The organism is Roseicyclus marinus, assembly GCF_030163795.1.
In the GTDB taxonomy this organism is placed as follows: domain Bacteria; phylum Pseudomonadota; class Alphaproteobacteria; order Rhodobacterales; family Rhodobacteraceae; genus Roseicyclus; species Roseicyclus marinus.
On sequence record NZ_JASJOF010000001.1, the window covers coordinates 251,993 to 268,349 of the forward strand.

Annotated in this window: 21 protein-coding genes; 8 read left to right on the forward strand and 13 right to left on the reverse strand. The window is 65.3% G+C overall.

Features of this window, described 5'->3' with window-relative positions; genetic code table 11:
• Window positions 1-241 precede the first annotated feature (241 nt).
• Together QQK63_RS01385 and QQK63_RS01390 are read left to right on the forward strand one after the other, a co-directional pair.
• Window positions 242-511, forward strand: a complete 270-nt coding sequence (locus tag QQK63_RS01385) for a glycine zipper domain-containing protein (protein WP_277826197.1) — start codon at window positions 242-244, stop codon at window positions 509-511.
• Between the two features lie 6 nt (window positions 512-517).
• On the forward strand, window positions 518-904 hold the full coding sequence (locus tag QQK63_RS01390) for a hypothetical protein (protein WP_277826199.1): 387 nt from the start codon (window positions 518-520) through the stop codon (window positions 902-904).
• Window positions 905-1,300: 396 nt separating this feature from the next.
• Here the strand turns inward: QQK63_RS01390 and QQK63_RS01395 are convergent, their stop codons facing one another.
• Window positions 1,301-1,534, reverse strand: a complete 234-nt coding sequence (locus QQK63_RS01395; protein ID WP_377134795.1) for a hypothetical protein — start codon at window positions 1,532-1,534, stop codon at window positions 1,301-1,303.
• A 178-nt stretch (window positions 1,535-1,712) separates the two neighbouring features.
• Here QQK63_RS01395 and QQK63_RS01400 point away from each other — a divergent pair, with 178 nt between their 5' ends.
• Window positions 1,713-2,444, forward strand: coding sequence for a Crp/Fnr family transcriptional regulator (locus QQK63_RS01400; protein WP_277826201.1), 732 nt, complete (start codon window positions 1,713-1,715; stop codon window positions 2,442-2,444).
• Between the two features lie 54 nt (window positions 2,445-2,498).
• On the opposite strand, the gene QQK63_RS01405 is transcribed toward QQK63_RS01400, so the two are convergent.
• On the reverse strand, window positions 2,499-2,693 hold the full coding sequence (locus tag QQK63_RS01405) for a hypothetical protein (RefSeq protein WP_277826203.1): 195 nt from the start codon (window positions 2,691-2,693) through the stop codon (window positions 2,499-2,501).
• Window positions 2,694-2,969: 276 nt separating this feature from the next.
• Window positions 2,970-3,611 carry a YiaD family glycine zipper/OmpA-like lipoprotein gene (locus QQK63_RS01410; RefSeq protein WP_277826205.1) on the reverse strand — a complete coding sequence of 214 codons (642 nt, stop codon included), beginning with the start codon at window positions 3,609-3,611 and terminating at the stop codon, window positions 2,970-2,972.
• Between QQK63_RS01410 and QQK63_RS01415 the strand changes: the two genes are divergently transcribed.
• The gene (locus QQK63_RS01415; protein WP_277826207.1) at window positions 3,600-3,896 is read left to right on the forward strand and encodes a hypothetical protein; all 297 of its coding nucleotides are present in this window, start codon (window positions 3,600-3,602) and stop codon (window positions 3,894-3,896) included. The genes QQK63_RS01410 and QQK63_RS01415 overlap by 12 nt on opposite strands.
• 195 nt (window positions 3,897-4,091) lie before the next feature.
• Here QQK63_RS01415 and QQK63_RS01420 read toward each other — a convergent pair whose 3' ends face one another.
• Genes QQK63_RS01420 through QQK63_RS01435 form a run of 4 tightly spaced genes read right to left on the reverse strand, consistent with a single transcriptional unit; the run spans window position 4,092 to window position 6,794 of the window.
• Window positions 4,092-4,634 carry an amino acid synthesis family protein gene (locus QQK63_RS01420; RefSeq protein WP_277826209.1) on the reverse strand — a complete coding sequence of 181 codons (543 nt, stop codon included), beginning with the start codon at window positions 4,632-4,634 and terminating at the stop codon, window positions 4,092-4,094.
• Window positions 4,634-5,812 (reverse strand): MFS transporter, encoded by a 1,179-nt coding sequence (locus QQK63_RS01425; RefSeq protein WP_277826211.1) that lies wholly within the window; start codon window positions 5,810-5,812, stop codon window positions 4,634-4,636. Before QQK63_RS01425 ends, QQK63_RS01420 begins: the two co-directional genes overlap by 1 nt.
• Window positions 5,809-6,384, reverse strand: coding sequence for a GNAT family N-acetyltransferase (locus QQK63_RS01430; RefSeq protein WP_284283162.1), 576 nt, complete (start codon window positions 6,382-6,384; stop codon window positions 5,809-5,811). The genes QQK63_RS01425 and QQK63_RS01430 overlap by 4 nt, the downstream gene beginning before the upstream one ends.
• Window positions 6,381-6,794, reverse strand: coding sequence for a nuclear transport factor 2 family protein (locus tag QQK63_RS01435; RefSeq protein WP_277826215.1), 414 nt, complete (start codon window positions 6,792-6,794; stop codon window positions 6,381-6,383). The genes QQK63_RS01430 and QQK63_RS01435 overlap by 4 nt, the downstream gene beginning before the upstream one ends.
• A gap of 185 nt (window positions 6,795-6,979) precedes the next feature.
• Here QQK63_RS01435 and QQK63_RS01440 point away from each other — a divergent pair, with 185 nt between their 5' ends.
• The 3 genes from QQK63_RS01440 (at window position 6,980) to QQK63_RS01450 (ending at window position 9,140) form a co-directional block, all read left to right on the forward strand.
• Window positions 6,980-7,792, forward strand: a complete 813-nt coding sequence (locus tag QQK63_RS01440) for a LuxR C-terminal-related transcriptional regulator (RefSeq protein ID WP_277826217.1) — start codon at window positions 6,980-6,982, stop codon at window positions 7,790-7,792.
• Window positions 7,789-8,457, forward strand: coding sequence for a LuxR C-terminal-related transcriptional regulator (locus QQK63_RS01445; RefSeq protein WP_277826219.1), 669 nt, complete (start codon window positions 7,789-7,791; stop codon window positions 8,455-8,457). The genes QQK63_RS01440 and QQK63_RS01445 overlap by 4 nt, the downstream gene beginning before the upstream one ends.
• Window positions 8,458-8,633: 176 nt before the next feature.
• Complete coding sequence (locus QQK63_RS01450; protein ID WP_277826221.1) at window positions 8,634-9,140, forward strand: RidA family protein; 507 nt, start codon at window positions 8,634-8,636, stop codon at window positions 9,138-9,140.
• On the opposite strand, the gene QQK63_RS01455 is transcribed toward QQK63_RS01450, so the two are convergent.
• The 6 genes from QQK63_RS01455 to QQK63_RS01480 form a co-directional block, all read right to left on the reverse strand.
• Window positions 9,124-9,795 carry an aspartate/glutamate racemase family protein gene (locus QQK63_RS01455; protein WP_277826223.1) on the reverse strand — a complete coding sequence of 224 codons (672 nt, stop codon included), beginning with the start codon at window positions 9,793-9,795 and terminating at the stop codon, window positions 9,124-9,126. The two genes, QQK63_RS01450 and QQK63_RS01455, sit on opposite strands and share 17 nt — an antisense overlap.
• Window positions 9,792-10,793: an ABC transporter ATP-binding protein gene (locus tag QQK63_RS01460; RefSeq protein WP_277826225.1), complete on the reverse strand. Its 1,002-nt coding sequence runs from the start codon at window positions 10,791-10,793 to the stop codon at window positions 9,792-9,794. The genes QQK63_RS01455 and QQK63_RS01460 overlap by 4 nt, the downstream gene beginning before the upstream one ends.
• A complete protein-coding gene (locus QQK63_RS01465; protein WP_277826227.1) occupies window positions 10,790-11,764 on the reverse strand; it encodes an ABC transporter ATP-binding protein in 975 nt (324 codons plus the stop codon). Before QQK63_RS01465 ends, QQK63_RS01460 begins: the two co-directional genes overlap by 4 nt.
• Window positions 11,761-12,648, reverse strand: a complete 888-nt coding sequence (locus QQK63_RS01470; protein WP_277826229.1) for an ABC transporter permease — start codon at window positions 12,646-12,648, stop codon at window positions 11,761-11,763. The genes QQK63_RS01465 and QQK63_RS01470 overlap by 4 nt, the downstream gene beginning before the upstream one ends.
• Before the next feature lie 3 nt (window positions 12,649-12,651).
• A complete protein-coding gene (locus QQK63_RS01475; RefSeq protein ID WP_277826231.1) occupies window positions 12,652-13,605 on the reverse strand; it encodes an ABC transporter permease in 954 nt (317 codons plus the stop codon).
• Between the two features lie 76 nt (window positions 13,606-13,681).
• Window positions 13,682-15,334: an ABC transporter substrate-binding protein gene (locus QQK63_RS01480; protein ID WP_277826233.1), complete on the reverse strand. Its 1,653-nt coding sequence runs from the start codon at window positions 15,332-15,334 to the stop codon at window positions 13,682-13,684.
• A 285-nt stretch (window positions 15,335-15,619) separates the two neighbouring features.
• Here QQK63_RS01480 and QQK63_RS01485 point away from each other — a divergent pair, with 285 nt between their 5' ends.
• Complete coding sequence (locus tag QQK63_RS01485) at window positions 15,620-16,333, forward strand: GntR family transcriptional regulator (RefSeq protein WP_277826235.1); 714 nt, start codon at window positions 15,620-15,622, stop codon at window positions 16,331-16,333.
• The last annotated feature ends 24 nt before the right edge of the window (window positions 16,334-16,357 follow it).

The window sequence follows — 16,357 nt, forward strand, 5'->3', positions numbered from 1 at the left end:
CGGACAGGCGCCCCCGGATCGGCAGGATGATCGCGACAGGGCGGATCTGCCCGACACGCTTCAACACAAAGGACGCGACATGAACCAGATTATCTACATCGTCGGCCTGATCGTGGTCGTGGTCGTCATCTTGGGGTTTTTCGGCCTGCGCTAGTGCCGTGGCTCTTGCGATGTCGTCCCGCCCGGTTGGATGTGAGCCCCGGCACGTTCCGGCGCATTTGAAGAAGACGAGGATTTTGCCGTGAACGCCTCCATCACAAAAGACAATAACCCCTCCGAGGACGACCTGAGCCACCAACTCGAGGTGTTACGGGCGGATGTTGCGAAACTTGTCTCGACCCTGTCGGACGACCTGTCTGACGGTATTGGCAAGGCGGGCCGCCAGATCGGGCAGACCGGCCGTGACGCGCGCACGACCGCCACCAGCACGGTGCTGGACCATCCGCTAGCAGCGGTCGGCATTGCCGTGGGTGTGGGTGTGCTGCTGGGCCTTGTCGCGCGCAAGGGCTGAGCACCCATGGGTCTGCCGCTGTTGGAGCCACTGCGCGAGGCCGCCCGCAAAGCCGTGAGCGGAGCGGGCGAGCGGGTCATGACCATGCTTGTCACGCTGGTGCTTGCGGGCTTGTCCGCGGGACTTGTGCTGTCGGCGGGGTTGGTGGTTTTGTCGCGCGCGATCGGCTTTCCGCTGGCGGCGGTTCTGATCGGTGCGGTCTTTGCCCTCATGGCACTGATTGTCCATTTTGCAGGCCGTGTGCGCGCCAAGCGCCGGGCCAAGCGGTTTGAGCGTGCGGCCGACAGAGCGGCGGCGGATCTTGCGCTGGCTGCCACATTGGTCCGCTCTGCCCGGCCGCTTCTGCCCTTTGCGGCCTTCCTTGGGGCCTTTTGGCTGACTTGGCGGAGCTGAAGACGCCGTCACCGTTTCGGCCCCGGACTGATGCAGGTTAGCGTCAGGGCATGGTGGATCAGCGATCATGTTCACCGGGTTGTGCGGCGTCGAGCAGGCGAGCCAACCCGATTGGCAGTCGTTGACCCTCTGACCCTGCCGAAAGGATCACCCATCGTGCCAAGATCAGCCTCAAAGCGGGATCGGGGCGAGGCCACCAGGATAGACGGCTGACATGAGGCACCGGAGGCCGAAGCAAAAACCGCCGATGCCCTGTTTTGCAAGATGGTTCGGCTCTGCGAGAGATGGCCTGAGCAAGGGTAACTCTCGCTGCCGCAACGGCCCCGCCGTCACGTACCTCGGGCGGCGGGGTTTTTCTGTCTTGTGGACAAGCCGTGACCTTTGCGGCGCGAGGGTTCAGGGCCGTCGCACGGAATTTCCGCCTGCAATAATCCCGTTGATCAGCTCTGCGACCGCCTTGTGCATCTCGGCCTGATCCGCACCGGGCGCAAATTCATGGGCGTTGGCGGCGTCGCGCAGGATGCCGACGATTTCCCGCTCAGGTAAAATCTTGCCATCGTTCAAAGCCAGAAGAAGCGATTCACAGATCGAGAGAGCGGCGGTTCCAGCGATATCGGGGGGCACGGGCATGATCGGTATCGCTTTCGGTTCAAGGAGGGTGAGAGCGGTCTGGTCCGCTCTGGATCGGAATGCCTCGCCACAATGGGCGAAATCGCGTATCATCGACTGATGCAGAGCAGCATGGTGCAGATTTCCCCCGCTAGAAGTGGGGTGATTGCATTCGCCCTGGCACATGAGGGACCCAGAGATGTTGACCCTCCAAAGCCCGTTGACCAGCAAATTGTCGGCCTATGTCGCCTTGTCGGCCAGCGATCTCGACACGCTCGCCCGATTTCATCGAAGGCGACGGATCTTTCAGGCCGGCCATGAACTGATCCATGAGGGCCAGAAGAACCAATCGGCCTTTGTCCTCGCGGAGGGTTGGGCCTGTTCCTACAAGCTTTTGCCCGATGGCGAACGCCAGATCGTGGATTTCCAGATTCCCGGCGATTTCCTGGGGCTGCGCAGCATCTTGTTCCGCACCTCCGACCATAGTGTCGAGGCGGTGACGCAGATAGAAGCCTCCGAGGTGCTGGCCTCCGATATCCTCGACAGTTTCGCCCATGCGCCACGACTTGCGACGGCGGTTCTGTGGGCGGCCTCGCGCGACGAAGCGATGGTGGTGGAACATCTTGTCAACCTGGGTCGGCGTTCCGCCGATATCCGTATGGCGCATTTCCTTTTGGAATTGGGCGCGCGCCTGCGGTTGGTCGGGGTCGGAGATCCCGCGGGGTTCGACTGCCCGCTGACGCAGTATCATCTGGCCGATGTGTTGGGTCTGAGCGCGGTGCATGTAAACCGCGTGCTTCGGCATTTGCGCGAAGAGGGGCTGGTCACGTTCCAGAAGGGCCGCGTCGAATTCGACGACATGGCGCGTCTGACGCGCATGGCGGGCTTTGACCCCGAATATCTGGATCAGACGCGCCCGTTGCTGCCCTGATCACCCGCCCCGAGATGCGTATCCCGGGGAGAGTTCTTCAAAGGGCGGGGACCGTCAGACGAGCGCGTGACGCGCCGCATCGAGTTCGCGGTTGCAATCGGCATCCTTGTTTTCGTCTCGTGCCTTTTGCGCCGCCTTGTAGTGGGTCAGGGACGCGTCCTTTTTCGGACCTGCGGGGGCTGCATCCCAGGCCGCCTTGACGGTTTTCATTTTCTCGGCCGTGGTCGGGTTGGGTGTCTTGTTGTCCATGAGAGTCGTCCTTTCCAGATCTGCCAGAGCGGGCGTAGCAGCCCCGCACGAGGGGCTGGTTTGTCCAGCCGCCCGACAAGGCCGCTGCGCGAGACTCGAACCGATCGATCAACGGCGAGGTAGTCTGCCGTCTTGTTGACCATGCACGAGACAGGCGGACGGGGGACTGATGCAGATCGGTGGCGCGACGTGTTTTTGAAGAAACCGCTTGGCACCGGACAGAAAAAGGGCCGGGAATTGCCCCGGCCCATCTTGGCTCGCTTGTGAGATTGCGCGTCAATTCGGAGTGATGACGATCTCGACACGCCGGTTCTGCGCCCGCCCGGCCGCCGTGGCATTCGAGGCGATGGGTTCGTAAAAGCCGCGGCCAGACACCACGATGCGTCCGGCATCGGTTCCCGTCGCGATCAGCTCGCGTGCGACGGCAAGGGCGCGGTCCTGGCTGAGTTGGGCATTGTAGGCGGCGCCGCCCACATTGTCGGTATGGCCCAAGACACGGACGTGCGTGTTGGGATGGCGCCGCAAGCTGTCGGAGACGGCCCGCAGCGAGGGACGGAAGCCGGGGTCGACGACCGACGATCCGGTGCGGAAGGTCACGCCCTCGGGAAGGATGACCCGCAGGTCGCTGCCGGTATTGGTGATCATCGCCCCCGATCCGGCCAGCGATTGTTGCAACTCACGCTCCTGCGTTTGCAACTGCGTGCCGATCGCGCCGCCGATGGCTGCGCCGACTGCGGTGCCGATCACCGTCGCCCGGGTATCGCCGCCGATGATCTGCCCGGCAGCGGCACCGGTCAGACCGCCGATGACAGCGCCGGTGCCGGGTTGGTAATTGGTGCCGTCGGGGTTGGCACAACTCGCCAGCGCCAGTGTGCCCGCAACAAGCGCGATCGAGATCCTGGTTCCATGATGGCCCATCTTGCGTCCTTTCCTTGGCGGGGCCTGCGCGGAACGCGGCAGGCGGTGACGCCAGACAGGTTTGGCATACCACGGCGGCCAACAGGGCTTGCTGATCTGGGTAATGACGGTGGTGAGCCCAAGGGCAGGCAATCGCCCGCCCGGATCGGCGCGACACGGACGGAGGCCACGAAGGAGCGGATCGTGCAGGCACGCTTCGGAGATCTCCTGCGTGAACCGGGCGGGCCGGAGGATGGTGAAATCGAGGCCGGATTACGCACCAATGCTTTGCCCAACAGGGCATGATGGTCGCAGCAGCCCGAGGTCGCGGCGGGTTTCCTTTGTCAGGATCCGGACCCTCGTCCCGTGCCCCGAGAGAGGCCTGTGGACGGTTCTCGCGCTGAGCGGGAGGCGACGGCGATGTCGGCCGTGGGCGTGGCGTTGCGGCGGCTGCCTGCTTGGTTCACGCGTCTGTCGGACAGGCCGCGCTTGACCCCGCTGTCATCGGTTTGGTCCCTTGCCGACACGCGCCCGGATCCGCGCGCCGTCAGAGAGGCCGACACAGACGACGATCTCGCTCGGGCAGGGCGCGTCGGGAACTGCGATGGTCATCGTGTCGATGTGGTCGAAGGACCAAGCCTCGTCCTTGTGACCGAGCGGCACGTCGATGAAACAGCCAAGGCCTCCGAGCTTGACGGTCGAGGGCATCAGCGCCTGACCGCCGCCGATGGCCGCGCGCACCGGTTTTCCGAGCCGGGGGTGGAGCAGGGCCGCACCATGTTCGGCCGTCCCATTGGCGCCGACGATGGCGGCTTTGCCGTAGCTGACGGGCGGCGCATCGAGGGCGGCCATGGCATCCGCTGCCAGTTGCGCGCCAAGGGATGCGCCGTATTCGAACAGGTCTGTCAGGTCGTCTTGATCCACCCCGGCGAAAGGATTGCGCAAGACGGCCAGCGCCACCACCCGGGTAAGGGGGGCGCAGGGGGTGCCCATCTCGTCCGTTTCGGTCCGGTCCCGGATCAGCTTCTTCTTTCGGATCAGCATCAGGCAGTCTCTTGTGTCGGTGTGGGCACCGGACGCGACTTGATGACCCGGAAGAGCATCGCGGCCGGAAGCACGACCCCGAAGAGCCCGATCGCCAGAAGGATTGCCCCCTGCGGCGCTCCGGTCTTGTCGAATATCCAGCCGGCGAGCGGCGGGGCTGCCGTGATGATTGCATAGTAGATGGTGAGAAACACCCCCATGCCGAACGCCCGCCGTTCGATGGCGACCGCCTGACCCGCCAAGGCGATGATCACACCGGCAGGGGCCATGCCGACAAGTCCGAAGAGCAGGCTCGCCCAAAGACCCGCGCCTGGTACCTGCAGCAACAAAAGGGCGACAATGGCCGCCGCCATGGTGACGGCGAGGATGCGGTTCGTGTGGCCCAGACGGTCCGCGATCTGGCCGCAGATCGTGCCGGACCCGATCATGAGCCAACTGCCGACACTGATGATCGAGGCCGCCGCCAGCACAGTAAGCCCCTGCGCCTTCAGCATTTCCGGCCCGAAGCTGAGGTAAATGATGTAGCCGGCGTTGAAAGCCCCCCAAGCCACACCGGCACAGGCAACAAGCATCCATTCCTGCGGCAGGAGCCGCGCCGTGCCGGTGGACTTGAGCCGCGGCGCGGCTGTGGGCGCGCGGTAGAGGGCGAAGACCGCCAGCGCGGCGACGGCGCAATAGACGGCGGCGACCAGAAAGGGCACGCGCCAACCGAAGGCTTCGGCCAGCCAGGTGTGGCCGACCTGGCCAATGGCGATGCCGAACGGCCAACTCATCACAAGGATGCTCATGGCGGTCGCCATCTCGCGGCCCTCGAACCAATCGGCCGCCATCTTGGTGAAGTAGAGCATCGAGAAAAGGCCACCTGCGCCTGCCACCAGCCGCCCGACCGCGATCTGGTCAGGCCCCGGTGCGGCAGCGGTCACCAGCGCGCCGATGGCCAATCCCGCAAGCCCTAGACCGCACAGCACCCTGTCCGTTGCGAACCGCCCGGCATAGCCCGCGGGCAGGGCCAGAAACAGCCCCGGTGCCGTGAAAAACCCGATCATCAGGCCGATCTGCGCATACCCAAGGCCGAAGGTGTCGGCCAGTTGATCGCCCGTGGACCCCATGGTCTGGAAATTGATGCCGAGGCCGATCCGCGCTGCGAAGAGCAAGGCAAGCATATGCCAGCGTGTCATGTCAGATCGCTCTGCATGTAGACGAAATACGGGTCCAGTTCGATCGGGTCGAAACACTCCGGGTAGCGGTCGATATAGCGAAATCCGAGGGCTTCGAAGATGCGGATACTCTCTGTGTTCCCCTTGATGATGTTGATGAGAAGCGTCTGCCAGCCCATCGCCTTCGCCGCCTCCATCTGTGCGGTCACAAGCATCCGGCCAAGGCCGTTGCCGTTTGCTTGGGGGCGAATGTAGAGACGTTTCAATTCCCCTCTGTTCACGCCAGCAAGTTGCAGGGATGCGCATCCCACCAGCCGACCCGCGGCGTCATGCACGAGCAGGAACCGCCCGTTCGGCGGCAGTATCTTGTGAAGGTTGGGCCAGAACGAGGCCTTGAGGTCGGAGGGTGTGTAGCCGCCGGGGACCCCGGCAGCGGCGAGTTTCTCGACCAGAACGCCGTAGTAGTCCAACATCAACGCGTCCAACGCATCGCGATCCGTCACCTCTGTTACCGAGGTGATGCGGTAGCCCGCCTGCGTGCCGATCAAGGTGCCAGTATCGGTTGCGGCTGTGGCGTGAAAATCGGTCATCATGCCCACCCGAGTTGGCGCAGCGCCTGCGCGTCGTTCCAGATCTTGGTCATGTGCGCGATCCGCGCGTCCTCGAACCGCATGACATAGGCGTAGTCCGAGGCGACGGGATTGCCGGTGGGCGTGCCCGGGCCGCCCGCGCCGGTTTGGGTGCCGCGAAACACCGCCGTGGCCACGACCGTGCCGCGCGCGGCATCGGTGGCAAAGGCGGTCAGTTCATAGCGGCCGTCCGGTATCGGACCGAGCAGGCCCTTCATCCACTCGGCGTAGCCCTGCAGCGTGGTGGTCTCGGCCAGCGCATCCGCCTGGCAGGCGAAGCGCGCGCCGTCATGGCAATAACCCTTGCAGGCATCCCAGCCGCCGCCCGTCTCGCAGGCTTCAAAGAAATCGCGCGCCGTCTGTTCGATGCTCATCTGTCCATCCTCTCGATGCCGGTGCGGACAGTTTGCGCGTCGGGCGGCCTGCGGAACATCCGGCAGTTGCAGTAAACTGGGGCGGCCGCGTGCAGTATTCGCCTACAGCATCTGCAGGATTGCCTGATTACCCGTGGTGCAACAGGATGGCGGTGCCCGTCAGCCAAGGGATTGCCCGGCTCGCCATGTCACCCGAAGCTATCCTCAGCCCACGCGAGATCGAGATCGCGACCGCCTATGCGCAGGGCGATACCTATCAGGCCATCGCGGCCCGGCTGGGGATCGCCCCCTCGACGGTGCGCACGCATCTTGCCACGATTTATCGAAAGCTCGAGGTCTCCTCTAAACTGGACCTGCATGCCCGGCTTGGCGGTGCGCCCCCGGACCTCGAGATACAGACCGACCATGCCGCGGTGATCTCGGAACTGGCGTTGAGCCTTGAGGACTCGCTCCGCCGCGAACAGGCGCTGGCAGAAGTTCTGCGCATCATCAGCCGTTCGCAGGGCAACATCGACGCGGTGATGTCGGCGATCCTCGGGTTTGCACTCGACCTGTGCGAGGCCGAGTTCGGCATCTTGTTCGACCATCATGGCGGCGGGCGCTTCGCGGCCAGTCACACGAAGGGCATCCCGGAACCGTTCCAGGACTGGCTTGATACATATGGCGTGTTCACGGCAAGCCCGCGCACGGGGCTAGGGCGGTTGGCGGCCAACCCCGGGGTCGTGAACATCTTCGATGTCCGGGCAGAGGAGATTTTCCAAAGCGACGATCCGCTGCGCTACGCGACCGCGATCCTGGGCGGTGCCCGGTCCTTCGTGGCGATCCCGATGATCGCGGGCGACACCCTTGCGGGAGCTTTCACGATCTACCGCAAGACGGTCCGGCCATTCAACGCGCAGGCCATGGCCTTGGCCCAGACCTTTGCCGATCAGAGCGTGATCGCGCTGGACAATGCCCGGATGATCAGCGCGCTGCGCGCAAAGGCTACGTCTAAATGAGCGGCACCGCCGCCTTGCTCAGCGCGCGTGAAAGCGAGATCGCCGCGGCCTTCGCCGAGGGTGAGACCTACAAGCAGATCGCTGACCGCCTGAACCTCGCCCCCTCGACCGTGCGCACCCCTCTGGCCACCATCTACCGCAAGCCTGGCGTCTCCACCAAGGTGGAGCTGCGAAAACGGGTCGCGACGGAGGTGCCTGCAGAGCCCGCGATCGACCTTCCACTGCGTCCCGACAAGCCCGCGATCGCGGTTCTTGCTTTCGAGAACATGTCCGACGATCCCGGTCAGGAGTTCTTTTCGGACGCGATCACCGCCGACATCATCACGGCCTTGTCCCGGTCGCCATGGCTGTTCATCATCGCGCGCAACACGACTTGCACCTACAAGGGCAGCAGCGTCGATGTGCGCCGTGTCGCGACCGAACTGGGTGTGCGCTTTGTGCTTGAGGGCAGCGTGCGCCGGTCGGGCGACCGGGTCAGGGTCACCGCGCAGCTGATCGACGGGCTGACCGGCGGGCATGTCTGGTCGGACCGCTACGATGGCCGCCTCGCGGATGTGTTCGACCTTCAAGACCAGATCACCCGGCAGATCCTATCCTCGATACATCCCGCGAGGGTCGCGGCTGCGGCAAGTCCCAGGACAAGGGTGAGTGCACGGTTCATGTGATTTTCCTTTCGTGGTGGCGCATTCAAAAGGTGTGAACTGGGCATCAGCCGATGCCGAAAATGACGTTGAAGGACACCGTTTGGTTCGTGCAGTTTGCCACCTCAATGCGGTGGTCGCCGTCTTGCCAAAGCTGGCCCCGGTAGAGCGCAATTTACCTTTTTTGGGGGATCATCGAGATGAACGAAGACAACTCCGACCCGATCCTCGCCCCAACCATGGGCGTGATGGAGAAGCTGGCGGCGCTCGGGCTTGAGCTGCCGCCGGATTGGACGCCGCGTGGGCGGTTCCTGCCCTACAGGCGCGATGGGGCCGTGGTTTACCTGTCGGGGCAAATCAACGAATGGGCTGGGCAGGTCACACTGACCGGGCCCGTGCAGGATACGCCCGAGGCGGTGGCGGCGGCGCGCGAGGCGGCGCAGGTCTGCGCGCTGAACCTGCTCTTCCGGTTGCGGGAGGCGGCGGAGGGCGATCTGGACCGGGTCGATTGCGTGCTGCGGCTGGGCGGTTTCGTGAATTGCGTGCCGGGCTTTTCGCAGTCGCCCGCCGTGATCGACGGGGCGACCGATCTGTTCATCGCGCTGTTCGGGGAGGCGGGATGGCATGCGCGCACCGCCGTTGGCGTCGCAGGCCTTCCCGGAAATGCGGCGGTCGAGGTGGATGCCGTGGTCAGGCTGCGGGTCTAGGCAGGCGAAATCCCGAGGCCAAGGTTGCCGCCGCAAATGAGATGGCCGCCCTGACCGGGTCGATCAGCACCGGCAGCCCCGATGCCGCAAGGGAAGGGGCAAGCCGGCCCATGCCGGCACAGCCCAGCACGATGGCCCCGGTCCCCGTATCCGCCGCAAGTTGCGCGAGTGCCTGCCGCAGGTCTGGCACCCGATGGGCGAGGTCGAGGACGGGAATGTGCGCGGCGCGCACCGCGTCGCAACGGGGCATCAGACCCATGGCCGTGATGTTTGCGGTGATGGCGGGAACCGAGCCTTCGGTCGTTGTCAGAACGGCGAAGCGGGGGGCGGCGAGGGTGGCGGCAAGGGCGCCTGCCTCGCCCAGCCCCACCACGGGACAGGGTAGTGCCGCCCGCAGATCCGCCAGCCCGGTATCGTCGAAGCAGCCGATCACGATGGCATCGGCCTGCGCGGCCTTTGCGTCGCGGGCGATATCGAACAGACCGGGCAGGCAGGCGGCCACATCCGCCTCACCCTGAATGGCGGGAGGGCCAGCGTGATTGGTCATCCCCGAGACCATCGTGCCGGTGGGCAGGGTGGCGCGCGCGATCTCGACCATGTCGTCGGTCATCGCGACAGTGGCATTCGGGTTCAGAAGGATGATCCGCAGGGTCATGGCGAGGGATCTGCCGTGGCGTCGGCCGTGTCTGCCTCAGCGGCGGCGAGGCATCGTGCCCAACGGTCTTCGCGGCTTTGCCACAGGGCCACGGGATCGGCGGCGCAGGCCGGACGCGCCAGCGCACAGCGGGGGGCAAAGGCGCAGCCTACGGGCGGGGCGTGAAGCGCGGGCGGGGCGCCGGGGATCGCCTGCAAGAGCGTGCCGGGCTCGGCCCCCACAAGATTGGCCGCAAGCAGGCCTTGGGAATAGGGATGGCGCGCATCGCGGATGATGTCGGCCACCGTGCCGGTTTCGACGAAACGGCCTGCATACATCACGGCAAGCTTGTCCGAGACCTCGACCGCGACGCCGATGTCATGGGTCACGAAGATCACGCCCATCCCCATCTCGCGTTGGAGATCGCGCAAGAGAAGCAGGATCTGGATCTGCACCGTGGCATCAAGCGCCGTGGTCGGCTCATCCGCCAGGAGGAGTTTCGGCTTGCACGCGAGCGCCAGCGCGATCATCGCGCGTTGGCGCATGCCCCCCGACATCTCGTGCGGATAGTTCGACAGGCGACGTTTGGCCGAGGGGATGCGCACAAGGTCGAGCATGTCGAGCGCTCGGGCCATGGCGTCGCGGCGACCGAGACCTTCGTGGCGCATCACCGTTTCGGCGATCTGGTGGCCGATCGTGTAGACCGGATCGAGGGCGAGGCCGGGATCTTGAAAGATCATCGACACCACGCCGCCGCGATGATCGGCGAGCGCGCGCCCTTCGAGGGCGAGGACATCCTGCCCGCTTACGCGGACGCTGCCGCCGATCTGCGTCCGGCGCGCGGGCAGAAGACGCAGGAGGGTCTTGAGCGTGACGCTTTTGCCCGAGCCGCTTTCGCCGAGGATACCCAACACCTCGCCCTGGCCGAGCGTGAAGGAGACGCCGTTGACGGCATGGACGGGCGGGGTGCCCGCAAAGGTCACGGTCAGGTCGGAGACCTCGACAAGCGGGGCGGTCATGTTGCGGCCTCCGGCACGGCGTTGAGGTGGCAAGCGGCGATGTGTCGGTGACCCACGGCGATGGACCCTGGCGCGTGCAGTGGGCAGGGGCCGTGGGCCTGCGCGCAGCGGGTGTGGAAGCGGCAGCCCGAAGGCGGGTCGATGGGATTGGGCGGGTCGCCCTGCAAGGGTGCCTCGAGCGTGCGGCGGTCGGGGTCGAGCGAGGGCATCGCGGCCAGAAGTGCGCCGGTATAGGGGTGGCGGGGCCGGTCGTAGATCGTGCGGGTGGGGCCGATTTCCACCACCTCGCCCAGATACATCACCATCACCCGATCCGAGATGTGGCGCACCACGTTCAGGTCGTGGCTGATGAAGATATAGGTCAGGTTCCGTTCGCGCCGGAGTTCCGTCAGCAGGTTCAGCACCTGCGCCTCGACCGATTTGTCGAGCGCCGAGACCGCTTCGTCGAGCACGATCACGTCGGGATCGAAGGCAAGCGCGCGGGCGATGTTCACGCGCTGGCGCTGGCCGCCGGAAATTTCGTGCGGGTAGCGCGGCCCGAACCGCGCCGGATCGAGGCCGACGCGTTCGAGAAGCGCGCCCGCGCGCCTGCGCGCTTCGGCCCTGTCGATGCCGTGGACGGTCGGGCCGAAGGCCACGGCATCGAGCATGGTCATGCGGGGATTGAGCGAGGCATAGCTGTCCTGGAACACCATCTGGACATGGCGGCGGAAGGTCTTGAGCGGCACCTCGGTTCCGGCGACGCGGCCGCGGTAGCGCACCTCGCCGCTGTTGGGGGCGAGGAGATGGGTGAGCAGGCGCGCGGTGGTGGACTTGCCGCAACCGCTTTCGCCCACGACGCCCAAGGTCTCGCCCTCGGCCACTTCGAAGCTGACATCGTCGACGGCGCGCACCACCTTGCGGGCAGCACCCCAGCCACCGGCGTGGAAATGTTTGACGAGGTTGTGGGCGGACAGGATCGCGTCGCTCATTGCTTGATGTCCATTGCGGAGCGCAGGCCGTCGCTGAGCATGTTGAAGGAGATCGAGGTGAGAAAGATCATCACGCCGGGCAGCGCCGCGAGCCACGGCTGGACGTAGATCGCATTGCGCAGCGTGTTCAGCATCAGACCCCATTCCGGGTTGGGTGGGCTGACGCCCAGCCCCAGAAAGGACAGGCCCGCGGCAAGGATCATCGAAACCGAGATCAGGCTGGTCGCATAAACGAAGATCGGCCCTAGTACGTTGCCCAGAACATGGACCCGGACGATGGTGAAGGCAGAGGCGCCGCTGGCCACGGCGGCCTCGATGTATTCGAGCTTGCGCACGGAGGTGGTGACGCTTTCTGCGACGCGGGCGATGGGCGGGATGAAGACGACGGTGAGCGACAGGAGCCCGTTCAGGATGCCCGCCCCGAGCGCGCCCGAGATGGCGATGGCCAGAAGCACCGAGGGGAAGGCGTAAAACACGTCAAGCACGCGCATGATGATGGAATTGACCCAGCCGCCCGCGTAGCCCGCCGCGATGCCGATGGCCGAGCCGATGAGGAAGGCGATCAGGACGGGCGTGACGCCCATGAACAGCGACAGGCGCGCGCCGTAGATCAGGCGGCTGAGCATGTCGCGGCCCAGTTCGTCGGCGCCCAGCGGATAGCCTTCGCTGCCGATGGGGGACAGGCGGCGGATCATGGTGCCCTGAAACGGGTCTTGCGGCGCGACCCACGGGGCGAAGACCGCCATCAGGATCATGCCACCCGCGACACAGGCGGCGGCGACGGCGACCTTGTCCCTGAGGAACCGCCGCCCCACGCCGCGCCAGTAGCCCTGCGGTTTGTCGGCGGTGGCCAGCGTATCGAAATCGGTCTGTGCGACGGCCATGGCTCAGCCCCTTTGCAGGCGCGGGTCGAGCGCCGATTGCACCACGTCGACGACGAGGTTCAGGATGACGAAGAACATCGCGAGCACGAGGATCGTGCCCTGCAACAGCGGCAGGTCGCGCTGGAAGATCGCCTGCCCCAGCAGAAAGCCGGTGCCGGGCCAGGAAAACACCGTCTCGATCAGGATGGAGCCGCCGAGCAGGTAGCCCAGTTGCAGGCCCATCACCGCCAGCGCGGTCGGTGCTGCATTCTTGATGACATGGGCGAGCACTCCGCGGTCGAGCAGTCCCTTGGCGCGCAGGCCGGTGACGAATTCCTGTTGCAGGATATCGGCCACCAGTGCCCGAACCGTGCGCGCGACGATGCCCATGGGGATCACCGACATGGTGACGGCGGGCAGGACGAGGTGGCGGAGGTGGTCCCAATCCCAGCTCCATTGGCTGGAGCCTCCGGGGCCCGCACCGGTGGCGGGGAACCAGCCCAGTTCGACCGAGAAGACGATGACCAGCACCATCCCCAGCCAGTAATGCGGCACCGAGACGCCGACCACGGCCAGAGTCGAGGCGAGTTTGTCGATCCAGCTGTCGCGGAAGAAGCCCGCGACGAAGCCGAAGAGCCCTCCGAAGGTGAAGCCGATGATCGTGGCGGTCACGGCGAGGATCAGCGTGTTGCCGACCGCGTTCATCACCTCGGAGGTGACGGGGCGACCGGTCGCGATGGAATTGCCCAGATCGCCCTGAAGCGCGCGGGAGAGCCAGCGGATGAATTGTTCGGGATAGGACCGGTCGAAGCCGTAGATCGCCATCAGCTGCTGTTGCAGATCGACCGAAGCGTCGGGCGGCAGGATCGAGACGAGCGGATCACCGGGCGAGATATGCACGAGCGCGAAGCACACCAGCGACACGCCCAGCATGATCGGGATAGTGTAGGCGATGCGGCGAAGCGTGAAGATCAGCATGGGGCCCCCGGGGTCCAGAAACGGGAGAACCGGCCGCCGCGGGAAGGGACGCGGCGGCCGGTCCGTATCGATGGCGTCAGTCGGCCATCGTCATGGGGGCGATGTCGATGAACCAGCTCTTGGGCTGGACGACATTGCCGACAGCGGGAGACATGGCGCGCGGGCCCACGTCGTTTGCGACCCACAGGAAGGGCGCCTCTTCGACCACGCGGGCGTGGAGGCGGGCAAGCGCCGCGTCACGCTCGGCCGCGTCGAAGGAGGTGCGGGCCTCGGCGATCAGGGCGTCGAATTCGTCATTGCCGAAATAGCCCCAGTTGTTCGACACCGGCGGGAAGGTCTGGGTCGAGACGAAGCGCACCATGGCGAAGAACGGGTCCATCGTGGCGAAGCTGACGTTGATCGCATCCGCACCGCGCGATCCTTCGGACAGTGCGCCCTGCCGCCAATTGGTGAAGAGCGTGTTCCATTCGATCACGTCGAGCGTCACGTCGAAGAAGCAATCCGCAAGGCTTTGCTGGATGTATTCGTTCATGGTGACGGGCTGCATCTGACCCGAACCGGAGGCCGAGGTCTGGACCGTCACGGGGAGCGGGTTGCCGGGGCCGAAGCCCGCCTCTTCCATCAGGGCGCGGGCCGCGTCGGGATCGTAGGTGATCTCGAAGGACGGGTTGCCCCACCACGGATGCCCTTCGTTCACGGTGCCCTGCGGGATGCCCATGTAGCCGCCCAGAAGAACCTGCAATTCCTCGCGGTTCACGCAGAGGTTGGCGGCGTGACGCACACGACGGTCAAGCCAGGGCGAGTCTTCGGCGAAGGAGAATTGCCACGGCCAGACATGGGGCTGGGGGTTGGAATAGATCACGTTGCCCTCGGCCTCGATCCGGGGGATGGCATCGGGAGCGGGAGCCTCGATCCAGTCGACCTGACCGGACAGCAGCGCCGCGGTGCGGGCGTTGGCGTCGGGCAGCGGGATCAGGACCACGCGGTCGATCGTGGGCGTGCGCGCGGGATCCCAGTAATTGGGGTTGCGCACCATCTCGAAGCGTTCGCGCGGCACCAGAAGATCGCCCATGAAGGGGCCGGTGCCCGAGGGGTCGGCGGCAAAAGCCGTCCATGCAGCTGCGGCGCGTTCGGCCGGATCGGTGACGGAGGCGTCGACCGCATCGTAGAGCGCCTGCCAATGCGTGGGCGAGGCCATGAAGAGCATCGTCATGTTCAAGGGCAGGAAGGCGTCGGGCTGCGAGGTGACCAGTTCGACGGTGTAATCGTCGATCACGCTGGCCGAGCGCAGGGTCGGCATCCGCGAGGTCGTCGCGCCGACCTGATCGGGGGCGAAATGCGGGGCCTGATCGTTCAGGACCTTCTCCACGTTCCAGACCACGGCGGCGGCGTTGAAGGGCGAGCCATCGTGGAAGGTCACGCCCTCGCGGAGCGTGAAGGTCCAGCGGGTGGGATCGTCGGGGTTCACCGTCCATTCGGTGGCAAGGCCGGGGATGACGACGCTGGGGTCGGTTTCGGAGGACAGGTCCCAATGGGTGAGCGCGTCATACATCGGGATGCCGGTAAAGCGGTTGCCCTCGAAGCCTTGGTCGGGCTGACCCGAGGTGCGGGGGATATCGGCGGCGGTCATGCCGATGGTCAGGGTGGTTTGGGCCCAGGCGGGGGCTGCGACGGACAGTGTCGCGACGAGGGCGGCGGCGGCAGTCGTTCTCAATAGGGACGTGCGCATGGTCTACTCCTGTTGGTGTCGATCGGCCCACCGGAAGCAACCGGAGTGCTGATCGGATAAGAGGCGGCATCGACAGATTGGGCGACACGTTTTCGATTTTTGGTATACAATTTAATTCAATCTTGCATACTTAGCCCTATTTTTGTGCAGAAAATTTGGGCATTAGCCTGAAATAGCATCTCCCTTGGAACAGATTTGGGGTCTGAGGGCGCATCGGCCGGGAGCAAGTGGCGACAAAATGAGATTCGGATTGCATACAACCCTGCGCTGCAGCATACGGGCCGCATGAAACACGACATGGAGTTCGAGGACGAGCGCGACCGGAACGTCGGTCGGGCCAACCCCGTTTTCATCGGGGTGGAACGTGCGATCCATGAACATCGGCTGCCGCCGGGCACGCGCCTGGCCGAGGCGGAATTGTGCGAAATCTACGGTGTGTCGCGCACGATCGTGCGGGCCGGGCTGCAGGCGCTGACCCATAGCCAGCTTGTGACGATGGTGCCCAACCGGGGCGCAAGTGTCGCCAAGCCGACCCCCGCCGATGCGCAGGAAGTATTCGAAGCGCGCGAATTGATCGAGCCACGTACCGCCCGCGAGGCTGCGCGTCATGCCACGCGGGATGACATCGCGCTGCTGCTCCAGCATAGCGCGGAGGAGCACAAGGCGCTGGACGCCCGTGAATACGGCCGGTCGCTGCGGCTCTCGGGCCTGTTCCATGTCGAGATCGCGCGGATTTCGGGGCAAAAGACCCTGCTGGGTTTCGTTGACCAGCTCGTGTCCCGCTCGGCATTGATCATTGCGCTCTATTGGCACCGCGAACGGGCGCGCTGCGACAGCCATCACCACGAGCGGTTGATCGACGCCATTGCCGCGGGCAAGCCCGATGAGGCCGAAACGCTGATGCGCTCGCATTTGATCGACATCCATACCGCGCTCGATTTCCGCGAGGACGGCGACACGCAGCAAAGCCTGCGAGACAGGTTGTTGGGCGGGGAGTGATCCGCCCCTAAAGAGCTTCGGGAA